The sequence below is a fragment of the [Zimmermannella] bifida NBRC 103089 genome (assembly GCF_001570925.1).
Taxonomy (GTDB): domain Bacteria; phylum Actinomycetota; class Actinomycetes; order Actinomycetales; family Microbacteriaceae; genus Gulosibacter; species Gulosibacter bifidus.
Genome location: NZ_BCSP01000002.1, coordinates 1 through 18,794 on the forward strand (window position 1 = coordinate 1; position 18,794 = coordinate 18,794).

At 60.8% G+C, this 18,794-nt stretch carries 15 protein-coding genes; 12 read left to right on the plus strand and 3 right to left on the minus strand.

What is annotated here, in order from left to right; genetic code table 11:
• Positions 1–626 precede the first annotated feature (626 nt).
• Both ZBI01S_RS09790 and ZBI01S_RS02165 read right to left on the minus strand, forming a co-directional pair.
• Positions 627–851 carry a hypothetical protein gene (locus ZBI01S_RS09790; protein ID WP_159421347.1) on the minus strand — a complete coding sequence of 75 codons (225 nt, stop codon included), beginning with the start codon at positions 849–851 and terminating at the stop codon, positions 627–629.
• A gap of 61 nt (positions 852–912) precedes the next feature.
• Positions 913–1,698 (minus strand): sugar phosphate isomerase/epimerase family protein, encoded by a 786-nt coding sequence (locus ZBI01S_RS02165; protein WP_245610509.1) that lies wholly within the window; start codon positions 1,696–1,698, stop codon positions 913–915.
• Positions 1,699–1,862: 164 nt separating this feature from the next.
• Between ZBI01S_RS02165 and ZBI01S_RS02170 the strand changes: the two genes are divergently transcribed.
• From ZBI01S_RS02170 to ilvC, 10 genes are all read left to right on the plus strand, one after another.
• Positions 1,863–4,871, plus strand: a complete 3,009-nt coding sequence (locus ZBI01S_RS02170; protein WP_066055742.1) for a Na+/H+ antiporter subunit A — start codon at positions 1,863–1,865, stop codon at positions 4,869–4,871.
• Complete coding sequence (locus ZBI01S_RS02175) at positions 4,868–5,323, plus strand: Na(+)/H(+) antiporter subunit C (RefSeq protein WP_066055745.1); 456 nt, start codon at positions 4,868–4,870, stop codon at positions 5,321–5,323. Before ZBI01S_RS02170 ends, ZBI01S_RS02175 begins: the two co-directional genes overlap by 4 nt.
• Complete coding sequence (locus tag ZBI01S_RS02180; RefSeq protein ID WP_066055748.1) at positions 5,320–6,900, plus strand: Na+/H+ antiporter subunit D; 1,581 nt, start codon at positions 5,320–5,322, stop codon at positions 6,898–6,900. The genes ZBI01S_RS02175 and ZBI01S_RS02180 overlap by 4 nt, the downstream gene beginning before the upstream one ends.
• A complete protein-coding gene (locus ZBI01S_RS02185) occupies positions 6,897–7,613 on the plus strand; it encodes a Na+/H+ antiporter subunit E (protein ID WP_083524429.1) in 717 nt (238 codons plus the stop codon). The genes ZBI01S_RS02180 and ZBI01S_RS02185 overlap by 4 nt, the downstream gene beginning before the upstream one ends.
• Positions 7,613–8,113: an MrpF/PhaF family protein gene (locus ZBI01S_RS09430; protein ID WP_083524430.1), complete on the plus strand. Its 501-nt coding sequence runs from the start codon at positions 7,613–7,615 to the stop codon at positions 8,111–8,113. Before ZBI01S_RS02185 ends, ZBI01S_RS09430 begins: the two co-directional genes overlap by 1 nt.
• Complete coding sequence (locus ZBI01S_RS02195) at positions 8,110–8,571, plus strand: cation:proton antiporter (protein WP_066055754.1); 462 nt, start codon at positions 8,110–8,112, stop codon at positions 8,569–8,571. Before ZBI01S_RS09430 ends, ZBI01S_RS02195 begins: the two co-directional genes overlap by 4 nt.
• 78 nt (positions 8,572–8,649) lie before the next feature.
• The gene (ilvD, locus tag ZBI01S_RS02200) at positions 8,650–10,353 is read left to right on the plus strand and encodes a dihydroxy-acid dehydratase (protein WP_370664361.1); all 1,704 of its coding nucleotides are present in this window, start codon (positions 8,650–8,652) and stop codon (positions 10,351–10,353) included.
• Positions 10,354–10,472: 119 nt separating this feature from the next.
• The gene (locus ZBI01S_RS02205) at positions 10,473–12,233 is read left to right on the plus strand and encodes an acetolactate synthase large subunit (RefSeq protein WP_245610511.1); all 1,761 of its coding nucleotides are present in this window, start codon (positions 10,473–10,475) and stop codon (positions 12,231–12,233) included.
• Between the two features lie 3 nt (positions 12,234–12,236).
• Complete coding sequence (ilvN, locus tag ZBI01S_RS02210) at positions 12,237–12,746, plus strand: acetolactate synthase small subunit (RefSeq protein WP_066055763.1); 510 nt, start codon at positions 12,237–12,239, stop codon at positions 12,744–12,746.
• Positions 12,747–12,804: 58 nt separating this feature from the next.
• Complete coding sequence (ilvC, locus tag ZBI01S_RS02215) at positions 12,805–13,830, plus strand: ketol-acid reductoisomerase (protein ID WP_066055766.1); 1,026 nt, start codon at positions 12,805–12,807, stop codon at positions 13,828–13,830.
• A 121-nt stretch (positions 13,831–13,951) separates the two neighbouring features.
• Here ilvC and ZBI01S_RS02220 read toward each other — a convergent pair whose 3' ends face one another.
• Complete coding sequence (locus ZBI01S_RS02220) at positions 13,952–14,920, minus strand: magnesium transporter CorA family protein (RefSeq protein WP_159421348.1); 969 nt, start codon at positions 14,918–14,920, stop codon at positions 13,952–13,954.
• A gap of 169 nt (positions 14,921–15,089) precedes the next feature.
• On the opposite strand from ZBI01S_RS02220, the gene ZBI01S_RS02225 reads away from it, so the two are divergent.
• Positions 15,090–16,919: an ABC transporter ATP-binding protein gene (locus ZBI01S_RS02225; protein WP_066055772.1), complete on the plus strand. Its 1,830-nt coding sequence runs from the start codon at positions 15,090–15,092 to the stop codon at positions 16,917–16,919.
• A gap of 100 nt (positions 16,920–17,019) precedes the next feature.
• Entirely contained in the window at positions 17,020–18,660 is a 1,641-nt protein-coding gene (locus ZBI01S_RS02230) for an SLC13 family permease (protein WP_066055775.1), read from the plus strand.
• Positions 18,661–18,794: the final 134 nt, after the last annotated feature.

Consider the following 18,794-nt stretch of genomic DNA (forward strand, 5'->3'; position numbering starts at 1 on the left):
CCTGTTTGGTTGGGCCCTTCTACTGTTTTCCGGCCGATATTGTTTGGTCGGTTGGGTTTGTTGGTTGTGTTGGGTCTGCCTTGTTGGGTGGGCCCGTTTTTTGGTTTCCGGGGTGGTTGGGGTTGTGTGTTGGTGTTGGGTGTGTGGTGAATCCGCGGTGCCCGCAGATACACCACACCCTGCCGGATTCCAGTCGTATTCCCGACCGATCGCGTCCGTTCTGTGGCTGTTGTCACATGCTCTTCGTTCATGTATCGCTGGTTTGGTGGCTGCGCTATCGTCTGAGCTTTCGAGGAAGGAAGTCCCCGGTTGTAAGGCACACTGGTGCGAAGGCTGTTGATGCTCTGTAAGGTGTTTTGATCGGTAGCGCGGAATCGAGTAATAACACGTCCTATGGGTGGCTGGTCTGCCGAACCATAGGGCGTGTGTCTATTCGGAGGGCGTGTGTCTATTCGGGTGGGTTGCGCAGGAAGTTTTTTTATCAGGATCTGGTTTGTATTTGCGTGTGAAGCGTCGATATGCCATCACTGCGACTATTAATAGTGCGAATACAACTGTTGCAATGAGCGCGGATGTCAGATTCCAGCCAATTATTCCGTCCACATTATCCCCAACTCTCTACAGGGTTACCCTTGGTGACCTTGAGTTGTAGCCACATGGTGGTCGTGTAGGGCACGCATGCGCTTGCCGTGATTGTCATTCGGGCTGTGTTGAAGGCGGTGTTCTTTAACGATGTGAGTGAAACGCTGCAGGCACCGATAACCGTCCAACTCGGCGAATTCGCCCCCCCAAACTTTGTCAGTTGCCGTAAGTGTTGAGAGTGCCGTCATGAATCGCTTGTTGAAGTTCACGATGATCTCCTTGTGTTAGCGCCATTGCTGATTGCAGGTTAATCAGTGATGAGAAGGAGTGTCAAGAGCGTTTGGGTGAGAGGTGTTGGCGCGCGAACGCGAGGGTTTCTTGCAACTGGTGCACTCGCATCCCTGTATCGCCACCGGCAGCGCGAGTGTTGATCTCGGCGACCACATCACCCTGCCACCCACTCGTCCGCAGGAACTCGAGTGTCTCGGCTACTGGTTGGCTGCCCTGCCCCGGCAGCAGATGCTCATCGATGAGCTTCGGGTTCTCGGCCGTGCTGTCTCCATCGCACAGGTGTACGTGCTTCAGCCGCGCTCCCGCATCCTTGGCCATCTCGAGGGCATTGTCGTGCGAGAGTGCCGCGTGCGAAAAGTCGAGCGTGATTGAGGGCACATCCATTTCGATCGGATTCGTACCCGGTAGATACAGTTGCTGGGCCCCACCCAAGTGCCAGGGGAACATGTTCTCGACTGCCACCGTGACACCTGTGGTTTCCTCGAGCTCGCGCACCAACTGGGTGAACTCGCGGGCGTAACGGTACTGCCAACGAAACGGTGGGTGTACGACGACCGTCGACGCATCCACCTGCGAAGCGAGTTCGACCGAACGACGGAGTTTCGCCGCGGGGCTCGTGCCCCACACGAAATGCGTGAACAGGAGCACCGGTGCGTGGATCGAGCAGATGGGCAGGTCGTACTTGTCGCGGTAGCGCCGCAGCGTATCTGGATCGCGCGTGCTGTCTGCCGTCGAAACCATGATCTCGATGGCGTCGTACCCGATTCGAGACGCGAGTCGAAACGCTTCCTCGGTCGAAGAGGGGAACGTACAAGTGGTGCTCATGCCGATCTGGATCATCGCGACCAACGCTAGGGGAGTGAAGTGACCAGATGCCGCGAACCCTGCCGGTTGACGTGGTCGGCCGCATGAATGCGCCTGCATGGGTGCATCCCATTCAGTTAGACTTATCAAGATTTTTTCGTCGTTACTTGTGTGAGGTGTTGCCTGTGGCCTGGTTACTCGCGCTTTTTGCAGTAACCAGCGTGTCGCTGCCACTTCTTCGCCGCCAGCTCGGCACTGGCGTCTTTGCCATTGCGGCCATTGTGTCTGCCGCTGCAGCGGTCGTGACCGCATTGCAGCTTCCCGAGATTCTCAGCACCGGCGCGATCACCGAAACGGCGCCGTGGGTACCGCAGCTCGGGCTGAACCTGGACGTGCGGATCGATGCGCTCGGATGGCTCATGGCCATGATCGTTACCGGTATCGGCACTCTCGTGCTCGGCTATTGCCACCGATACTTCGACAACGATGAGCCAGGCCTTGGCCGGTTCGCGGCAGCACTGCTCGGCTTTGCCGGTGTGATGTACGGGCTCGTGACCACCGACAACATTTACCTGTTGTTCGTGTTCTGGGAGATCACGAGCGTGCTGTCGTTCGTGCTGATCGGTCACTACACCGGTCGTCGCCCTTCACGCGGTGCTGCCATGCAGGCGCTGCTGGTCACGACGCTCGGTGGTCTGGCGATGATGATCGGCGTGGTGATCCTGGCGACAACCGCGCAAACCCCGTTGCTTCACGAGATCGTGGCGCATGATTTTCCGCACTCGCCGCTGGTGATCACCGCGGTGATGCTGGTGCTCGCCGGGGCCATCACCAAATCGGCAATCGTGCCATTCCACTTCTGGCTACCCGGTGCCATGGCAGCACCGACGCCGGTCTCGGCCTACCTGCACGCCGCATCCATGGTGAAAGCGGGCATTTATCTGGTGCTTCGTCTCGCCCCCGGAATTGCCGAGGTTCCTGGTGTGCGTGAAACGCTCATCGTCCTGGGGATCTGGACGATGCTCGTTGGCGGATGGCGGTCGCTGCGGCAGTTCGACCTCAAGCTGATTCTTGCGTTCGGCACGGTATCGCAACTCGGATTCCTCATGGTTGTGGCTGGGTTCGGCACACGAGATGCCGTGCACGCGGCCATGGCGATGCTGCTCGGCCACGCACTGTTCAAAGCAGCGCTCTTCCTCTGCGTCGGTACCATCGACCACCGGTTTGGTACGCGCGATGTCCGTAAGCTCAGCGGCCTCGGCCGGACCATGCCGGTACTTGCTGCCACGGCGATCATTTCGGGTGCATCCATGGCGGGTATCGCGCCGCTGTGGGGATTCGTCGCCAAAGAAGCGGTATTTACCGCGTTCATCCAGGGCATGGCACACGGTGACACCTGGGCACTGGTCGCCTGTATTGGCACGGCGATCGGTTCGGTACTCACGGTCGCATACACCGCGCGGTTACTCTACGGCGCGTTCGCACAGAAGCCCGGTCGTACACCGACAGCGGCAACACACAGTGATCCGCTCGAGCTGATTTCTCCGATCGTGCTGACGATCATTACCGTCGCGCTGCCGTTTGTCGCCAGCAACGTTGACCCGGTGTTGGCGCACTATGCCGACGGCGTTCCTGCACTTGACCCCGCGCATCCGTACCACCTGGCAATTTGGCACGGTTTCGAACCGGCGCTATGGATCTCGCTGGGTACGCTCGCGCTCGGCATTGTCTTGTTTGTCGGGCGCAGCGCGGTCGCGCGGATCCAATCGCTCGTACCACCACTATTTGAATCGGCGCGTGGTTACTGGGCGACGCTGCGCCTGGTCGACTTGACCGCAACGCAGGTCACCTCGGCCACACAGCGAGGTTCGCTGCCGTTCTATCTGACCTGCATCTACCTGGTGCTGATCGTGGCGATGGTTGCGTCATTCGTGCGCATCGACATTGGCGCGTTGGACCTCGAACTCAGCCTGAACTGGCCGCAGACCGCCGGCGTCATTGCCATGTGCGCCGCCGCGATTGCCGCAACCGGTGCCCAGCGACGCTTCCAGGGCGTCGTCTTGGTCGGCGTGACGGGGTACGCCATGGCGGCCGTCTTCGGATTCTCGGGCGCTCCTGACCTCGCTACCACGCAGGCACTCATCGAGACCATGTCGCTCGTTGTGTTCGTGCTCGTGTTGCGCCGGCTTCCGGCCAAGCACGCGGTAAGTCAATCGAACCTGCCTCGTTTGCTGCGATGGGGAATTGCCATCGGCGTTGCCACCGTCATTGGTGGTGCGGTCCTTATCGCGATGGGTAACCGGATCTTCCCGTCGGACGGACTTGCGTTCAGTGATATGGCGGTGCACGGCGGTCACGGTACCAACGTCGTGAACGTGACCCTGGTCGATATTCGCGGTTGGGACACCATGGGCGAGCTATCGGTATTGATCGCGGCGGCGACCGGCGTCGCGAGCCTGATCTACCTGAAGCAGCGCAGCCGTCATACGAGCCAGTCGAGCGTCGGTTCGCAAGACCGCACGCTGCTGCGTCGCCTGGTAACTTCGGCGCCGACGCCGGAGATGCTCGAACGTCGCCGGGCCGATGAATCTCGACGCATGTGGCTGATTGCCGGACACTCGCTTGCGCCAGAGCACCGTTCGATCGTGGTCGAAGTGCTCGTGCGTCTGATCTTCCATGCCATGATCATCACTTCGCTGTTCCTGCTCTTTGCCGGGCACAACGAACCTGGCGGCGGTTTCGCGGGCGGCGTGGTCGCCGGACTCGCACTTACCGCGCGGTACCTTGCGGGCGGCTATCAAGAACTCGACGAAGCCGTGCGAATTGATGCCGGTCGATTGCTCGGTATCGGGATGGTGCTGGCTGCGGGCAGTGCGCTGGTACCGATGTTCTTCGGCCAGGCTCCGCTGACCTCGTCGTGGATCGATACCGAAATTCCGTTCCTTGGCGATTTCGTGTTTGTGAGCTCCACGGTCTTTGACGTGGGCGTGTATCTCGTGGTCGTGGGTCTGGTCATCGACATTCTGCGATCGTTGGCTAGCCAGCTCGACCGCTGGGCAGAGAACGAAGAACTCGGGCGCGATGACATCAGCGCGGTCGTGCTTGACGAATCTGAGATTCGTTGGCAGCACCGTGGCGACCGACCGATGACCCAACGCATCCAAATCATGCGAGAACGGGGGCAACAGAAATGACACTGAACCTCGTTTGCTTCATCGGCATGATCATTTGCTACGCCTGCGGTGTCTACATGCTGCTCGAACGCAGCTTCACCCGCATCATTCTCGGCACGTTGCTGATCGGCAACGCCACCAATCTGTTGCTGTTCCTCACCGCTGGCAACGTTGGTGACGCCCCGCTCATGGGCGGGGGAGCCGACCCGGAAACCTTCACCGACCCGCTGCCGCAGGCGTTCATCCTGACCGCCATTGTGATTACCTTCGCGACGACCGCATTCATGCTCGCGCTGCTCTATCGCTCGTGGCGAATCGCTCGGGAAGACAGCATCAAGGATGACCAAGAATCGGTCGAATTGCGCGACGTTGATCCCGAAGCCGATGACGAAGTGTTTGACGAGTCCGACTCGGGCGACACGGAATTCGACGATGACGATCACGAACCCGCACGAGAGGAGGGCCGCCCATGAACTGGCTCGTGCCCCTAATCGTGTTGGTGCCGCTCTTGGGCGCCGCATTTACCCTGATCGCGTCGAAGCGGCAGCGCCTGCAGATCGCACTCGCCGGCGGCACGATGGTCATCGCGCTCGGCGTATCGGTCGCGATGCTGGTTACCGTGCACAGCACCGACCAAGCGCTCGCGGTTCAGGTCGGTGGATGGGCCGCCCCCTTCGGAATTTCGCTGGTTGTTGATCGTCTGGCCGCGCTCATGGTCACCGTCACCAGCGTGGTGTTAATTGCGGTGATGGCCTTCTCGATCGGCCAGGGTGCCGCCGACGGTGATGATGAGACACCGGTGTCGATCTTCTATCCCACCTATCTCGTTCTCGCCGCGGGCGTCTACAACGCCTTCATCGCTGGCGACCTGTTTAACCTCTTCGTCGGCTTCGAGATTCTGCTCGTGGCCAGCTTCGTGCTGATCACGCTCGGCGGTACCGTTTCGCGCATCCGCGCCGGTGTCACCTACATCGTGGTGTCGCTCGTGTCGTCGCTGCTCTTCTTGGCAGCGATTGCCGCGATCTTTGCGGCCCTCGGCACGGTGAACTTCGCCGAGATCGCCGTGCGCATGGTCGAGCTGCCCGAGCCGATCCAGATGTTGCTGCACCTCATGTTGCTGATCGCCTTCGGCATTAAGGCGGCGCTCTTCCCGTTGTCGTTCTGGCTGCCCGACTCGTACCCCTCGGCACCCGCACCCGTCACCGCCGTGTTCGCGGGCCTGCTCACCAAAGTGGGTGTGTACGCAATTCTGCGCACCGAATCGCTGCTGTTCATGGAACACGATATTTCGACGATGCTCATCGTGGTGGCGATGCTCACCATGCTCGTGGGAATTCTCGGTGCCGTAGCCCAGGCCGGCATCCGCCGATTGCTCTCGTTCACGCTCGTCAGCCACATCGGCTACATGATCTTCGGCATTGCCATCGGCACCGAAGCTGGCTGGTCGGCAACCGTCTATTACATTGCCCACCACATTTTGGTGCAGACCACGCTCTTTCTCGTGACCGGACTCATCGAGCGCGTCGCCGGTACCGCAACGCTTACCCACCTGGGCGGGATGCTCAAACGGGCACCGTTCGTCGCATTGCTGTTCTTTATTCCGATGCTGAACCTTGGCGGGCTCCCGCCGTTCTCGGGCTTCCTCGGCAAACTCGGCCTGTTCATCGCCGGCGCCGAAGGTACCGCGCTCGGTGCGCCCACCGGACTCGTCTGGGTCGCAATGGGTGTCGGTGCCCTCACCAGCCTGCTGACGCTATATGCCCTCATCCGTGTTTGGAACCTCGGATTCTGGCGAACCCAAGACGAAGTGGGCGAGTCGACGCAGCGCTTGAGCGACCAACTTGAACAGAGCCCCGATGACATCGTGACGGAGCAGCGCAACAACTCGCTGCTGATGAACTCGGCCACCGCGGGCATGGTGCTCGTTACCCTCGCTATGACGGTGTTCGCCGGTCCACTCTTTGACTACGCCGACAGCTCCGCCAAGGGGCTCACGGTTCCCGAACGGTATATCGAACGGGTCGACGACATCGAAGGGAGCAAACCATGACCCCACCAGCTCCCGGAAACGTGCGCATGGAGCGCCGAGCCGCGCGCCCAACCGAGGCACGGCATCCCGAACCCGAACCGGTAGCCCTGCTCACGCAACTACCGCTCGTGCTCGGGCTGGTGCTGTTGTGGTGCGTTCTGTGGCGCAGCGCAGCACCGCTGACCATCATTACCGGTACGGCCATCGCCCTCATTGTGGTGCGCATGTTCTACTTGCCACCGGTGCGGTTCTCGGGCCGCGTGAGCATTTGGTATTCGTTTGTCTTGCTCTGCAAGACCTTGTGGTGGCTCGTTGAATCGAACTTCCAGATGGCGTGGATCGCGATCCGGCCGCAACCGGCACCGACCGCATCCATCATTGCCGTGCGCCTGCGCACCCACTCGGACTGGCTGCTCACCGTTTGCGCTGAGATCAACATGCTCGTGCCCGGATCTGTGGTGGTCGAGGTCGACCGCATGCGCAGCATTATTTACCTGCACGTGCTCAACGGCGACAACGACGACAAGGTGCGCCAGGCTCGCGCGCAGTCACTGCGGATTGAGGATGCGGTCGTGCTCGCGCTCGGCAACCGCAACGATATTGCGGCCATCAACCATTGGCGACGGGAACACGACCAACCTGCCTTGCTCGCATCCAGCCGTCAATTGGCACACGAAGACGAAGTCGAGGCCGAACGTCTGCGCCGCGAACGCGAATGGGAGGCGAGCCTGTAATGAACACAGTTGAATTCTGGATGCTCGTGCTCGCGGGAATCATGTTCGCTTCGGCATCGCTGATGGCCATTGTGCGCATTGTGCGCGGGCCCTCCATCGTGGACCGAGTTGTCGGTTCTGACACGCTCGCGACGATCGTGATTTGTGCGCTGCTTGCCGACATGACGATTCGCGGCCATGCGACGACGCTGCCACTCGTGCTGGGACTGGCGATGACCGCATCCATCGGCACTATGGCGGTCGCTCGCTTCGTATCGCGCTCGCGGCCCGGGACGGCGACGAGCGGCGATGCTCGGGTGGCTGCGGCCACACACCCGCAGACCGGCGCGCTCGATAAGATCAGCGCGGCCGCCGCCCTGGCCGAAGAAGGGATGCGCGATCAAGGGCCGGAACCCGATGATTCGGCGCACGGTCACGATGCGGTTCTCGGCGCGCGCACTGATACGAATCCGGCAACCGAAGATGAGCACGGGCAAGGAAACGCTGGAGGTGCGGCATGACCGGATTGAGCGGAACCCTCTGGCTTGACGTCACCAGTTGTGCGCTGGTGCTGCTCGGCGCCTTCCTATCGTTTGCTGCAGGTGTCGGGCTGTTGCGCTTTGGCGACCTCATGGGGCGACTGCACTCGCAGGCAAAGCCGCAATCGCTCGGACTGTTGTTGATGCTCCTTGCCATGGCGCTGCAGCAAACCGAAGTCGGCATCGTGCTGTTCCTGCTGCCAGTGGCGCTATTTCAGTTCATCACCACCCCCGCGGCGGGCATGGTGCTCGCACGTGGTGGCTATCGCTCGCGTCACTATGAGCACGTACCGTTGTTTGTGGATGAACTCGAAGACGAAGTCGATCGAGCGCAGCGTGCCGAAGAAGCGGCAGCGATTCGTGAGCAGCGCCCGATCTTGCCCGACGCCTCCGACGAGCCTGAACCGCATGAACCTAACCCGAATGCGCCAACACTTTGACACAAAAATCGGGCCTGGTATTTACAGTTTGTAAGCTGCTGGCTGGTTGTTTTGTCAATATCTGATTAGGATATGGATATGAGTGAGCAAAACATCGACATCAAGCCCAAATCCCGCGCGGTAACTGACGGTCTCGAAGCCACGGCTTCGCGAGGCATGCTTCGCGCTGTGGGCATGGGAGATGACGATTGGAGCAAGCCGCAGATTGGTATTGCGAGCTCCTGGAATGAGATCACTCCCTGCAACCTCAGCCTGAACCGCCTGGCCCAGGCCTGCAAGGAAGGCGTGCACGCCGGCGGCGGTTACCCGCTGCAGTTCGGTACCGTGTCGGTATCTGACGGCATCTCGATGGGCCACGAGGGGATGCATTTCTCGCTCGTTTCGCGTGAGGTCATCGCCGACTCGGTTGAGGTGGTCATGGAGGCCGAGCGTCTCGACGGTTCGGTGCTGCTGGCTGGGTGCGATAAGTCGCTCCCCGGCATGCTCATGGCTGCCGCTCGACTCGGGCTCGCGAGCGTATTCCTCTACGCCGGTTCGATCTACCCTGGCCGCGTTCGTCTGACCGACGGCACCGTCAAGGAAAACGTCACGGTCATCGACGCGTTCGAAGCTGTCGGTGCCTGCAAGGCCGGGCTCATGTCCGAAGAAGACCGCAAGCGCATCGAAGAAGCAATCTGCCCGGGTGAGGGTGCGTGTGGTGGGTTCTACACCGCAAACACCATGGCGTCGGTTGCCGAAGCGCTCGGTATGTCGATCCCCGGATCCGCAGCACCCGCATCCGCCGACCGCCGCCGCGACTACTTCGCACACAAGTCGGGCGAGGCGGTCGTCAACATGCTCCGCAAGGGCATCACGACCCGCGACATCCTCACCAAGGAAGCGTTCGAAAACGCGATCGCTGTGGTCATGTGCATGGGCGGTTCGACGAACGCCGTGCTGCACCTGCTCGCGATCGCACGCGAAGCCCAGGTTGACCTCACCCTCGACGACTTCAACCGCATCGCCGACCGCGTACCGCACCTGGCCGACATGAAGCCGTTCGGTAAGTACGTCATGAACGATCTCGACAGCGTTGGCGGTATTCCGGTCGTCATGAAGGCGCTGCTCGACGCCGGGCTGATCCACGGCGGTGCCATGACCTGCACCGGCAAGACCGTTGCCGAGAACCTCGAAGAACTGCAGCCAATGCCGCTCGACGGCGAGGTCATGCACACGCTTGACAACCCCATCCACGAAACCGGTGGTATTTCGATTCTGCACGGCTCGCTGGCGCCCGAGGGTGCCGTCGTGAAGTCGGCCGGATTCGACCTCGACGTATTTGAAGGCCCCGCTCGCGTATTCGAGCGCGAACGCGAGGCAATGGATGCGCTGACCGAGGGCAAGATTAGCCACGGAGATGTCGTCGTGATCCGTTACGAAGGCCCGAAGGGCGGCCCCGGTATGCGCGAGATGCTCGCGATCACGGGTGCGATCAAGGGCGCCGGTCTCGGCAAGGATGTACTATTGCTGACCGACGGTCGATTCTCAGGCGGCACAACTGGCCTGTGCATCGGCCACGTTGCGCCCGAAGCCGTAGATGCTGGACCCATCGCTTTCGTGCGCGACGGTGATCGTATTCGAGTTGATATTGCGGCCCGTTCGATCGACCTACTTGTCGATGACGCCGAACTCGCAGCCCGACGTGAAGGCTGGGAGCCGCTCCCTCCGCGGTACACGCGCGGCGTACTGTCGAAGTACGCGAAGCTCGTGCGCTCCGCATCCGAAGGTGCCATCACCGGTTAGTCCGGTGATCTGGCGTACCCGCGAGCACCCCGTACCTGTTACGGGTTCGGTTGCGGTATGCCACCTTGATATCGACCCGTTACGAACGAAGAGTGTCCTACGAAATGGGAAAGCATCCGATGACTACTGCAGCTGCCCCTGAGCGTCTCACTGGAGCCGCTTCGGTCGTGCGCACCCTGGAGCTGCTGGGAGTGACCGACGTATTCGGCCTGCCTGGCGGCGCAATCCTGCCCGCGTACGACGCAATTCTTGACGCTACCGAGCTCAATCACATCCTCGTCCGCCACGAACAGGGCGCCGGTCACGCAGCCGAAGGCTATGCCGCGGCCAGTGGCAAGGTTGGTGTGTGTATCGCGACCTCTGGTCCCGGTGCAACCAACCTCGTTACGGCAATTGCGGATGCGTACATGGACTCGGTGCCACTGCTCGCGATTACTGGTCAGGTGTTTTCGACGCTGATGGGAACGGATGCGTTCCAGGAAGCTGACATCGTTGGTATCACGATGCCGGTGACCAAGCACTCGTTCTTGGTGAAGCGTGCCGAAGACATTCCAAAGGCCCTGGTGAGCGCTTACCACCTCGCTTCGTCGGGACGCCCCGGCCCGGTGCTCGTGGACATCACCAAGGACGCGCAACAGGACGAGTTTGATTTCCACTGGCCGGTACAGATGGACCTGCCCGGCTACCGTCCGATCACCAAAGCGCACGGTAAGCAGATTCTTGCGGCTTGCAACGAACTGAAGAACGCGAAGCGACCCGTCATCTACGCGGGTGGCGGTGTCGGTCGAGCCGGTGCATCCGCTGAACTTCGCCTGCTTGCTGAACTGACCGGTGCGCCGGTGGTTACGACGCTGATGGGTCGCGGCGTGTTCCCGGACACGCACCCGCAGATGCTCGGCATGCCCGGTATGCACGGCACCGTGCCGGCGGTGCTCGCGCTGCAGGAAGCCGACCTGTTGTTTACCGTTGGTGCTCGATTTGACGACCGCGTGACCGGTAAGGCGGAGCTGTTCGCCCCGGATGCCCGCGTCGTGCACATTGACATTGACCCGGCTGAGATCTCGAAGATTCGCTTTGCAGATGTGCCGATCGTTGGTGACGCGAAGATCATCCTCGGTGACATCGTGGATGCGATTCGTGCGGCAGACCAACCGAAGCCTGATCTGCAGGAATGGTGGCAGCACCTGAACGGTCTGCTCGAGGAGTTCCCGCGCGGATACGCCCCAACCACCGACGGTCTGCTCTCACCGCAGTATGTGATCGAACGCATCGGTGAACTCGCATCGGACGACGCGGTGTATGCGACCGGCGTTGGTCAACACCAGATGTGGTCGGCGCAGTTCTTGCCGCTGAACCAGCCAAACTCGTTCCTCACCTCGGGTGGTGCGGGCACGATGGGCTACTCGATTCCGGCAGCCATGGGTGCCAAGGTCGCTTGCCCAGATCGCGAAGTCTGGGCGATCGACGGCGACGGTTGCTTCCAGATGACCAACCAGGAGCTCGCGACCTGCATGATCTCGGAGATTCCGATCAAGGTCGCCATCATCAACAACTCGTCGCTCGGCATGGTGCGCCAGTGGCAGACGCTGTTCTACGACGGCCGCTACTCGCACACGCACCTGGACACCGGCCACGAATCCCGCCGCATCCCGGACTTCGTCAAGCTCGCCGAAGCCTACGGCGCCGTCGGTATTCGCGTGACCCGCGCCGAAGACGTGGATGCGGCCATTCAGCAGGCGCGCGCGATTAATGATCGTCCGGTCGTGATTGATTTTGTCGTCTCGGCCGACTCGATGGTGTGGCCGATGGTGCCGCAGGGAGTCTCCAACAGCTTTATCCAATACGCACGTGACGCCAGCCCGGCATACGAGGGGGAGTAGACCATGTCACAACACATCCTTTCGCTGCTGGTCGAAGACAAACCGGGTCTGCTGACCCGAGTCGCGGGCCTGTTCGCTCGTCGTGGCTTCAACATTGACTCGCTCGCAGTGGGTGTGAGCGAAGTCCCCGGACTGTCGCGCATGACGGTCGTGGTGAGCGTGGACGATTTCCCGCTCGAACAGGTCACGAAGCAGCTGAACAAGCTGGTAAACGTCATCAAGATCGTTGAGCTCGAACCCGGCAACCGGGTTGAGCGCGAGCATGTGCTCGTCAAGGTTCGCGTCGACAACCAGACGCGTTCGCAGGTCATCGAAGCCGTCAACCTTTTCCGCGCGCGCGTGGTTGATGTTGACCAGGACTCGCTCGTCATCGAGACCACCGGTGACACGGGTAAAGTTCAGGCGCTATTGAAGATGCTTGAACCATATGGAATCCGCGAACTCGTGCAATCGGGACTGATTTCGATTGGCCGCGGACCCCGTTCCATCACCGAGCGTGTGCAGCGCTCGTAGCGCGCGCCAGTAGCAGACCAACGCAGTTAGACCACAAGAAACAAGGAGAACCTCACGCATGGCTGAGATCATTTACGACAAGGACGCCGACCTCTCGATCATCCAAGGCAAGAAGGTTGCTGTTGTGGGCTACGGCTCGCAGGGTCACGCCCACGCAATGAACCTTCGTGATTCGGGCGTTGAGGTAGTTATCGCGCTTCGCGAAGGCTCGAAGTCGATTGCCAAGGCCGAAGAGGCTGGCTTCAAGGTCATGAGCAACGCCGACGCCGCGGCATGGGCCGACCTCATCATGATCCTCGCCCCAGACCAGGTGCAGCGCACGATCTACAAGAACGAGATCGAGCCAAACCTTGCCCCGGGCAAGACCCTTGCTTTCGCGCACGGTTTCAACATTCGCTTTGGCTACATCACCGCTCCTGAGGGCGTCGACGTCATCATGATTGCGCCGAAGGGCCCTGGCCACACGGTTCGTCGTGAGTACGAAGCTGGCCGCGGCGTGCCAGTGATCGGGGCCGTTGAGGTTGACGCATCGGGCTCGGCTTGGGACACCACCTGGAGCTACGCCAAGGCCATGGGCGCACTGCGTGCCGGTGGTATCAAGACCACCTTCACCGAAGAGACCGAAACCGACCTCTTCGGTGAGCAGGCTGTGCTCTGCGGTGGTACCTCGCGCCTGATCCAGGCTGGTTTCGAGACCCTCGTTGAGGCCGGCTACCAGCCCGAGATCGCCTACTTCGAGGTGCTGCACGAGCTCAAGCTCATCGTTGACCTCATCTGGGAGGGCGGCATCTCGAAGCAGCGCTGGAGCATCTCGGACACCGCTGAGTTCGGCGACTACGTTTCGGGACCGCGCGTTATCGACGACAGCGTCAAGCAGAACATGAAGGCCGTACTCGAGGACATCCAGACCGGTGCCTTCGCCAAGCGCTTCATCGACGACCAGGATGCAGGTGCTCCGGAGTTCAAGAAGCTGCGCGAAGCCGGCGAGTCGCACCCGATCGAGACCACCGGTCGCGAACTGCGCAAGCTCTTCGCATGGCGTCCACAGGACGAGGACTACACCGAGGGCTCGGCCGCACGCTAACGCACCGTGTTGCGGTCAGCGTGACTGATCGCATCCATACGAAAACGGGCACTCAGCCAAAAGGTTGGGTGCCCGTTTCATGTTGACCGGCGCCGGTTCAGAACGTTGTTCGGCCGCGGGGTTAGAGCCACTTGTTGCGCTTGAAGATGGCGTAGAGCACGCCGCCCATGGCGACGATGATCGCGTTCGATACCCACCAGGTTTCGACCGAACCGAACCCGGGGAAGTCGAGGTTCTGCCCGAAATACCCCGTGATTGCCGTCGGTACCGCGATGATCGCGGCCCAGGAGGTGACCTGCTTCATGGTCTCGTTCATTTGATTGCTCTGGAGCGCGAGGTTGGTGTCGAGCACCGATGAGAGATGTTCGCGCACTGAGTCGGCCCAGTCGCTGGTGTTGACGATGTGGTCGTAGACATCGGAAAAGTACGGCTCGAGGCCATTTACCCGCAGGCCTGGTGCGCGTCGCAGGATCGCGTTGACGACGTCGCGCAGCGGGAAGGTTGCGTGCTGCAGCACCGCGAGTGAACGACGCAGCGTATAGGCACGGTGTTGTACATCGACCGTGTTGCGATCGGCGGCAAAGAGGACCACCGAGAGGTCTTCGGTCGCGTCGTCGATGAGCTCGAGGGTTTCTGCGTGGTCATCAACCACGGTGTCGAGTACTGCCCACAGCAGGAATGCAACGCCGGAATCGGACAATTCGAGATTGGCGGTGATGAGCTCAGCAACATCGTCTATGGGGAAGTCGGGCTCGCGCACTGACACCAGCAATTGCGGGAAAACGAAACCGGTGAATCGCTGTAACGACACGTGATGAGTGGATTCGTCGAGCGTCGACGCCGACAGCGTCAACACCTGGTGGCTGGTGAACCGGCCGAGCTTCGGGCGCTCGTATTCGCTCAGCGCGTCTTCAACGGCGAGCTCGTGCAGATCGAGCAACTCCGCGAGTTCGTGCAGGAGTGTTACCTCTTCGACCGTCAGGTCAATCCATCCGAACGCATCGCTGTTTGCGCGAAGCCGCTGCACCAACTCCTGTGGAGATTCCATTTCGGACTGGGCTGTGTGTTCGAACAAGCGCACGGAAGGCATGTGCCGAGTGTAGTAGCAGTGTAGTGGGCGAGCGTAATGGCGTGGTGGGCGTACGTCTCGCTGGAACGCAGGCGCCGTGCCACGGGGCAGGGAACGCAACCGGAACGCAACCGTCATGCCCGGCGCGAACAGCCTCGGCTGCGCTACCCGAACCAGATAGGTTAGGAAGGTGTCTGCGCTTATTCGGTTGTTTCGGTTCACTAAAGAACTCACCCCGTACTACATCGCCATTGTGGTGTGTGCGGTTATCGGTGCAATTGCTGGTCTGGTCGTACCGTTTCTTATTGGTGCGGCAACCGACCACATCGTCGCGGTAGCAAACGGTAAGACCCCGTTCGAGCAGGGCATCGTCACCGTCATCTGGTTTGCGGTGGCATTCCTCATCGCCGAGATTTTCGCCGTGATTGCTTCGGCGATCGGCGGCTACTTCGGCGACGTCATGTCGGCACGGATGCGGGCAACGATGTCGAACCGGTACTACGACAAGCTGCTGCAGCTGCCGCAGTCGTACTTCGACGACGAACTTACCGGCACCATCGTCTCGCGACTCGACCGCACCATTACCGAAGTCACGCACTTCATCAAAGCGTTCTCGAACAACTTCTTCACCATGATGATCACCACCGCCGCGGTGCTGGTGATCTCAGCCCTCTATGCCTGGCCCCTCGCACTCCTGCTAGCGCTGATTTTTCCGGTCTACATCTGGCTCACCGCCCTCACCTCGAAGCACTGGCAGCGGTACGAAGGCGACAAGAATGAGCATGTGGATGCGGCCCGCGGTCGGTTCAGCGAAGTCATGCAGCAAATGCAGGTGGTTAAGTCGTTCGTGCAAGAACGCCACGAGCGCAAGGTGTTCCGCGGCCACTTTGGCGCCACCATCGACCTCACTAAGCAGCAGTCCACGCATTGGCACCGCCTCGACGCGCTGCGCCGGATAGTGCTGGCGGTGGTGTTCTTCGCCATCTACCTGATCATTTTTTGGCAGACGGCCACGGGCGTGTTCTCGCTCGGCTCGATGGTGCTGCTCATTCAGCTCGTTTCTATGGCGCGCACTCCGGTCACGATGATGAGCTACATCATCGACACGGCACAGCACGCCATCGCCGGTTCGAAGGACTACTTCGAAGTGATGGCGCTGCAGCCCGACCCGCGCGAGTACCTGAGCGAGAGCGACGACGAACCCACCGCATCCGCCGAACTGAGCGGAGCCGTTGATACCGAACGCGACGCAATCGCATTCCACAATGTGGACTTTGCCTACGAAACCGATCGCGAAGTCCTGCAAGACGTGAGCTTCACGATTCGCCGCGGTGAGCGCGTTGCGTTCGTGAGTGAATCGGGCGGTGGCAAGTCGACAATCGTGAGCCTGCTGCTTGGGTTCTACCCGGTTACCAGCGGGCGCGTAGAACTGTTTGGCCGCGATATCGCGCAGCAGCGGATGGCCGGGGTCCGGCAGCAGATCGGCGTCGTGTTCCAGCGCCCCGCACTGTTCTCGGGCACGATTCGCGAGAACATCGCCTACGCGAATCCGAACGCGAACGAAGCGGAAATCATCGCGGCGGCCAAACGCGCGAACGCGTGGGACTTTATCGAACGCGCGCCGGAAGGTCTCGACTCACTCATCGGCGAACAGGGGCTGAAGCTCTCGGGCGGGCAGCAGCAGCGCATCGCGGTGGCGCGAGCCATGCTCAAGGACGCCCCGGTGCTGATTCTGGATGAAGCCACGAGCGCCCTCGATACGCGTTCAGAACGCCTGGTGCAGCAGGGCATTGACGAACTCATGCTCGGACGCACCAGCCTGATCATCGCGCACCGGCTCTCGACCATCGCCAGCGTCGATCGCATCGTAACCATTCGCGATGGCCGAGTCGACGAAGTTGGATCACCAGATGAGTTGGCGACGACCGGCGGCATTTACGCGGAACTGCTCGCACTGCAGCTCGACGGCAGTGCGAAGAGCAAGGCACAGCTCAAGAAACGGTTCGGCATCACCACCTAGCCACACCGCCGATAGCGCTCGCGGGGGTATTGCGGCCTGGGCTATAGTCACTCGCAACGGCGCCTGCACCGGATGCGGGCACCCGACGCAAGGAGGCGTTATGTCTGACCCGCACGTGCCCGACTACCTCGAAGACTTACGGCCCGACCCCAATCGCGGGGTTGAGGTCGACCACAAATCACCGGGTGAGCTCGCGCCCGGTATCGAACCAAAGGCGAACACGACCCGCTGGGTCGGGTTTTTCGTAGGACTCGCGGTGGCTGCCGCGGTGTTTTTCTTGCTGCCGGCTGAAATGCCACACAATGCGCGCGTAACCGCAGCGGTTGCCGTGCTCATGGCCGCTTGGTGGATGACCGAAGCGCTACCGATTCCGGCAACCGCACTGGTGCCGCTGGTCGCGTTCCCGCTCCTGTGCGTTCCGATCGTTGACGATGCCGGCGAAGCCGTACCCGTCAGCTTCAAGGACGTCGCCGCACCCTATGCGGGCGATGTCATCTTCTTGTTCATGGGTGGGTTCTTCATCGCCCTGGCGATGCAGCGCTGGAACCTGCACCGACGCATCGCATTGCTCACCCTGCGAGTGATGCCGAACAAGCCCGGCGCCATGATTGCCGGGTTCATGATCGCCACCGGCTTCGTCTCGATGTGGGTGTCGAACACCGCAACCGCAGTCATGATGCTGCCGATCGGTATGTCGGTGCTCGGTCTCGTTAACCAGATCACGCACCCGGATGCATCCGGTCGCGACGGCGTCGCCGGTGCGGTTGACCTCATCCGCACGAATTTCGGTACCGCACTCATGCTCGGTATCGCGTACGCCGCATCGCTCGGATCGCTCGGCACGCTCATCGGTACCCCGCCAAACGCGTTCCTGGCCGGATACATGAGCGAATCGCACGGTGTCGACATCGGTTTCGCTCAGTGGATGGTCGTGGGTATTCCGATTTCGGTGGTGATGATGGTCGTCTGCTGGTTCCTCTTGGTGAAGGTCATTTTCAAGCCGGAGATCACCGAGATCCCGGGTGGCCGTCAGCTCATCGAAAGCGAGCTCGAGAAACTCGGTCCAGTATCCAAGGGTGAGCTTCGCGTCATCACCGTATTCGTACTGACCGCAATCGCCTGGATCGTCATCCCGCTTATTCCACTTATCTACCCAGAATCCAATGGGGGAGAGCCCTACATTTCTGACGCAGGCATTGCGATGGCTGCCGGCCTGGTGCTGTTCTTGCTCCCGGGCGGCGCCCAGCGCGGTGTGAAGCTGCTCGACTGGCAGAGCGCCAAAGAACTGCCGTGGGATGTGCTGCTGCTCTTTGGTGGCGGGCTTTCCCTTTCGAGCATGTTCTCGGCAACTGGCCTAACCGAATCTATTGCCGAGTTCGCCAGTGGCATGGAAGGGCTGCCGGTCATCCTCATCATGGCCGCACTCACCGCCGCAATCCTCTTCCTTACTGAGCTGACCTCGAACACTGCCACCGCAGCTACGTTCATTCCAGTTGCCGGTGGTTTGGCAATGGGGATGGGCGTGGACCCGCTCACCTTCGCCGCTCCCGTCGCGCTCGCGGCAACTTGTGCGTTCATGCTGCCGGTGGCAACTCCGCCGAACGCGGTGGCGTACGGTTCGGGCTACGTGACGATCGGTCAAATGGTCCGGGGTGGACTCTGGCTGAATTTGATCGGTATTGTGGTCATCACCGCATGCTCAGCAACGTTGCTGGTCTCGGTATTTGGTTTGGCGCTGTAAGCCAACAGCTTGTAGTGCACCTCACAATTTGCGCGGAAATATGAGGTGAAACATCAGGGCATTACAACGTTTTGTGCAGGATGTTTTCAACTTGTCATGTTTGCGGGTAAATTAACACCCTAATAACCCACGTT